Annotated in this window: 4 protein-coding genes, 1 tRNA gene and 1 pseudogene; all 6 read right to left on the bottom strand. The window is 68.5% G+C overall.

Translation table 11 applies throughout. The annotated features are described in order from the left end of the window. Positions 1-354: pseudogene (locus G6021_RS01610) on the bottom strand (hydroxymethylglutaryl-CoA lyase); the annotation flags it as partial. A gap of 198 nt (positions 355-552) precedes the next feature. Further along, complete coding sequence (gene rplA / locus G6021_RS01605; RefSeq protein WP_179523168.1) at positions 553-1,275, bottom strand: 50S ribosomal protein L1; 723 nt, start codon at positions 1,273-1,275, stop codon at positions 553-555. 91 nt (positions 1,276-1,366) lie between these two features. Then, on the bottom strand, positions 1,367-1,801 hold the full coding sequence (rplK, locus tag G6021_RS01600; protein WP_095717641.1) for a 50S ribosomal protein L11: 435 nt from the start codon (positions 1,799-1,801) through the stop codon (positions 1,367-1,369). Positions 1,802-2,054: 253 nt separating this feature from the next. After that, the gene (nusG, locus tag G6021_RS01595; RefSeq protein WP_179523169.1) at positions 2,055-2,954 is read right to left on the bottom strand and encodes a transcription termination/antitermination protein NusG; all 900 of its coding nucleotides are present in this window, start codon (positions 2,952-2,954) and stop codon (positions 2,055-2,057) included. Between the two features lie 64 nt (positions 2,955-3,018). Beyond that, complete coding sequence (secE, locus tag G6021_RS17825) at positions 3,019-3,387, bottom strand: preprotein translocase subunit SecE (RefSeq protein WP_179523170.1); 369 nt, start codon at positions 3,385-3,387, stop codon at positions 3,019-3,021. A gap of 37 nt (positions 3,388-3,424) precedes the next feature. Continuing rightward, positions 3,425-3,497, bottom strand: a tRNA-Trp gene (locus tag G6021_RS01585). Positions 3,498-3,675: the final 178 nt, after the last annotated feature.

Below are 3,675 nucleotides of genomic sequence, written 5' to 3'. Positions count from 1 at the left end.
GTCCCGGCCGATGTTGGCCCGGTTGTGCGCGTCCGTCACCGACAGGCAGTACTGGAATCGCCTCACCCCGGCGTCGGCGGCGCGCCGCACGTGGCCGGGCGTGGCCACCCAGACCCAGCAGCGGTCCCGCTCGGCCTCGTCCAGGGCGACGATCACGTCGAGCGTGTCGGCGAGCGCCGGGACCAGGTCCGGCCTGGCCATCGACCCCACCTCGAGTTCGGGGACGCCGGACCGGAGCAACGTGCGGACGAGCTCAACCTTGCCGGCGGTACCCAGTCGCCCCTCCGTCAGCTGGAGTCCGTCCCTCAGGGCGACGTCGCGCACTGCCACGTCTCCGTTGGACCGCGTGTTCATGGGGGTGTCCTTCCGCATCCGGGACCGCCGTGTGGTGCGGTGTGCCGGGTCCCATGGCGGCCTGGGAGATCCTGGCGATGACGGTACCCGCGGGTGCGGCCGGGGTATGACGGCCGGGGTATGACGGCCGGGACATCCCTGACAGCGAAGGGCCCCGCGCCGTGAACGGTCGCGGGGCCCTCCTACCGGGGGATCAACTCACTGGGAGTCGGTGCCCGCCTCGAGGAGCTTGGAGATCGCCGAGGGGTCGACCGGGATGCCGGGTCCGGTCGTGGTGGACACGGTGATCTTCTGCAGGTAGCGGCCCTTGGAGGAGGACGGCTTGAGACGCATGACCTCGTCGATCGCGGCCTGGTAGTTCTCCGTGAGCTGCTCGGTGGAGAACGACGCCTTGCCCACGATGAAGTGCAGGTTGTTGGCCTTGTCGGTGCGGAAGGTGACCTTGCCGCCCTTGATGTCGCTGACGGCCTTGGTCACGTCCATGGTGACGGTGCCCGTCTTGGGGTTCGGCATGAGGCCACGCGGGCCGAGCACGCGGGCCACACGGCCGACCTTGGCCATCTGGTCCGGCGTGGCGATCGCGGCGTCGAAGTCGAGCCAGCCGCCCTGGATCCGCTCGATGAGGTCGTCGGAGCCCACGACGTCGGCGCCGGCGGCCTCGGCCTCGGTGGCCTTCTCGCCCGCGGCGAAGACGATGACGCGGGCGGTCTTACCGGTACCGTTGGGAAGATTCACGGTGCCGCGGACCATCTGGTCCGCCTTGCGGGAGTCGACGCCAAGTCGCATGGCGACCTCGACGGTGGCGTCCATCTTCGTCGAGGAGGTGTCCTTGGCCAGTGCCAGGGCATCCAGAGGCGAGTACAGCTTGGTGCGGTCGACCTTGTCAGCTGCGGCCTTGTAGGCCTTGCTGTTCTTGCTCATGAGAGTTCCATTCCTGCCGCGTGTTCTCTGCGACGGTCGGGTGTGGTGCGGGCCTGAGCTGCCCTCCCACGGTGATGTGTGGTGGTGGAGGTCAGGCCTCGACCGTGATGCCCATGGAGCGGGCGGTGCCGGCGATGATCTTCGCGGCCTGGTCGACGTCGTTGGCGTTGAGGTCCTCCATCTTGGTCTGCGCGATCTCGCGGACCTGGTCCATGGAGACCTTGCCGACCTTGGCGGAGTGCGGGGTGCCCGAACCCTTCTGCAGGCCGGCGGCCTTGAGCAGGAGCTTGGCGGCCGGCGGCGTCTTGAGCTTGAAGTCGAAAGAACGGTCCTCGTAGACCGTGATCTCGACCGGCACGACGTTCCCGCGCTGGTTCTCGGTGGCTGCGTTGTAGGCCTTGCAGAACTCCATGATGTTGACACCATGGGCACCCAGAGCCGGGCCGACCGGCGGTGCCGGGTTGGCTGCGCCGGCGTTGATCTGGAGCTTGATCAGCCCTGAGACCTTCTTCTTCTTCGGAGGCATCGTCTTCCTGATTCTTCGACTGGATCTCGGCTCCACGCTGTACACGTGGGAGGCCGACTGTCGTGTGCGCCGCTCCCCACAGGCCCGCCCGTCGGGCAGGGCATGCGGGGGCGCAGGCACAACCTTGGAGAGTCTACGTGCAATCGACGTGCAACGGCTAATCCGATCCGGCGCACCGTGGCGCGATCCCCGAAACGACGGGACCCGCCGCGCGCGGTGTGCGCGGGGCGGGCCGTCGGGGTGATCGCGCTGGTCAGTCGATCTTCTCCACCTGGGAGAATCCGAGCTCCACCGGGGTCTCGCGACCGAAGATGGACACGAGCACCTTGAGCTTCTGCGAGGTCGGATCGACCTCGGAGATGCTGGCGGGCAGGGTGGCGAACGGGCCGTCCATGACGGTGACCGACTCGCCGACCGTGAACTCCACCTCGACGGTCTGCGGGACCAGTCCACCGTCGGCCTCGCCACCGGGGGTGGCGGCCTTCTTCTCCGGCTTGGGCGCCAGGAACTTGGCCACGTCGCTCAGCGAGAGCGGGGTGGGCGCACCGGCCGCACCGCCGGTCGCGCTGACGAACCCGGTCACGCCGGGGGTGTTGCGGACGACACCCCATGACTCGTCGTCGAGGTCCATACGCACCAGGACGTAGCCGGGCAGGACCTTGCGGTTGGCGACCTTCTTCTGGCCGTTCTTGACCTCGGTGTACTCCTCGATGGGGACCTCGACCTGATAGATCTTGTCCTCCGCGCCGAGGGTGACCGCGCGGGTCTCGAGATTGGCCTTGACCTTGTTCTCGTACCCGGCGTACGAGTGGACGACGAACCAGTCGCCGGGGAGCTTGCGCAGCTGGCGCTTGAAGGCGATGACGGGATCGATCGCGGGCGCCGCCTCCTCGGCGGGGGCCTCTGCCGACTCGGATCCCTCCGCGGCGTCGGCCTCATCGGTGACGTCGGCGACCTCGTCGGCGTCCTCATCGGTGCCGGCGACCGCGTCGATGGCATCCGCCACGGCCTCGGCGGTCGGCGGGACCGCGACGTCGGAGGGGTCCGCGGAGGTGTCACCGAGCACCGCATCCGCCGCGGTCTCGGCCTGCTCGGCGGCAGCCGGGCTCTGCTCGACGTCCTCGGATTCGGGGCTCTGCTCGATGTCGCTCACTGAAATTGCGGTCCTCTCGAAGTTCGGCGGTCCGGATCTCGTCCCGGACCTCCAGCGGCGGGTGTCAGCGGTCGAAGACGAGCTCGACGAGCTTGCCCGCGCCGAAGTCGACGCCGGAGACCAGCGCGGTCATGAAGATCAGGAACAGGAACACCACGATGGTGTAGGTGACCATCTGGTTGCGCGTGGGCCAGATGACCTTGCGCAGCTCCTCGATGACCTGCCCGATGTACTGGAACGGATTCGCGCGGTTGGCCCGCGTGTCCTCCGCGGTGTCCGCATCGGTGCGGACCCGATTGGCGACGGTGGTGTCGCTCCGGCCGGCTTTGCCTGTCGGAACAGCAGAGCCCGTCGGAACAGCGGCACCGGTGGTACCGGCCGCGCCGTCGGAACCGCGCGCGCCGCTGGTGTCGTCGTCGCGATCCTGACTCACGCGTTACCTCCGGGTCGACTGTGGCTGGCGGGAAGGGCAGGGGCGACAGGACTTGAACCTGCAACCTGCGGTTTTGGAGACCGCTGCTCTGCCAATTGAGCTACGCCCCTTTGGCCGGTCTCCCGGCCACCCGTGCCGTCTCACGAATCGCGGACCGCACGAACGCCTCGACTCTACAGTGTCGGCGGCTGCCTCGGGCAGCGTGGGCCGCGACCGCGGGCGGTCGGGCGTGGCAAGTGTACGTCAGCCCCGGCAGTGGCTCTAAATCGCTCGATCGGCGCCGTCGAG

It is taken from the genome of Dietzia sp. CW19 (genome assembly GCF_014145265.1).
Lineage (GTDB): Bacteria > Actinomycetota > Actinomycetes > Mycobacteriales > Mycobacteriaceae > Dietzia > Dietzia natronolimnaea.
This window is presented reverse-complemented; position numbering and strand designations above follow the sequence as displayed.

Excerpts from the sequence above, each read along its gene's own strand:
- rplA (WP_179523168.1), bottom strand. The coding sequence starts at position 1,275 with ATGAGCAAGAACAGCAAGGCCTACAAGGCCGCAGCTGACAAGGTCGAC.
- rplK (WP_095717641.1), bottom strand. The coding sequence starts at position 1,801 with ATGCCTCCGAAGAAGAAGAAGGTCTCAGGGCTGATCAAGCTCCAGATC.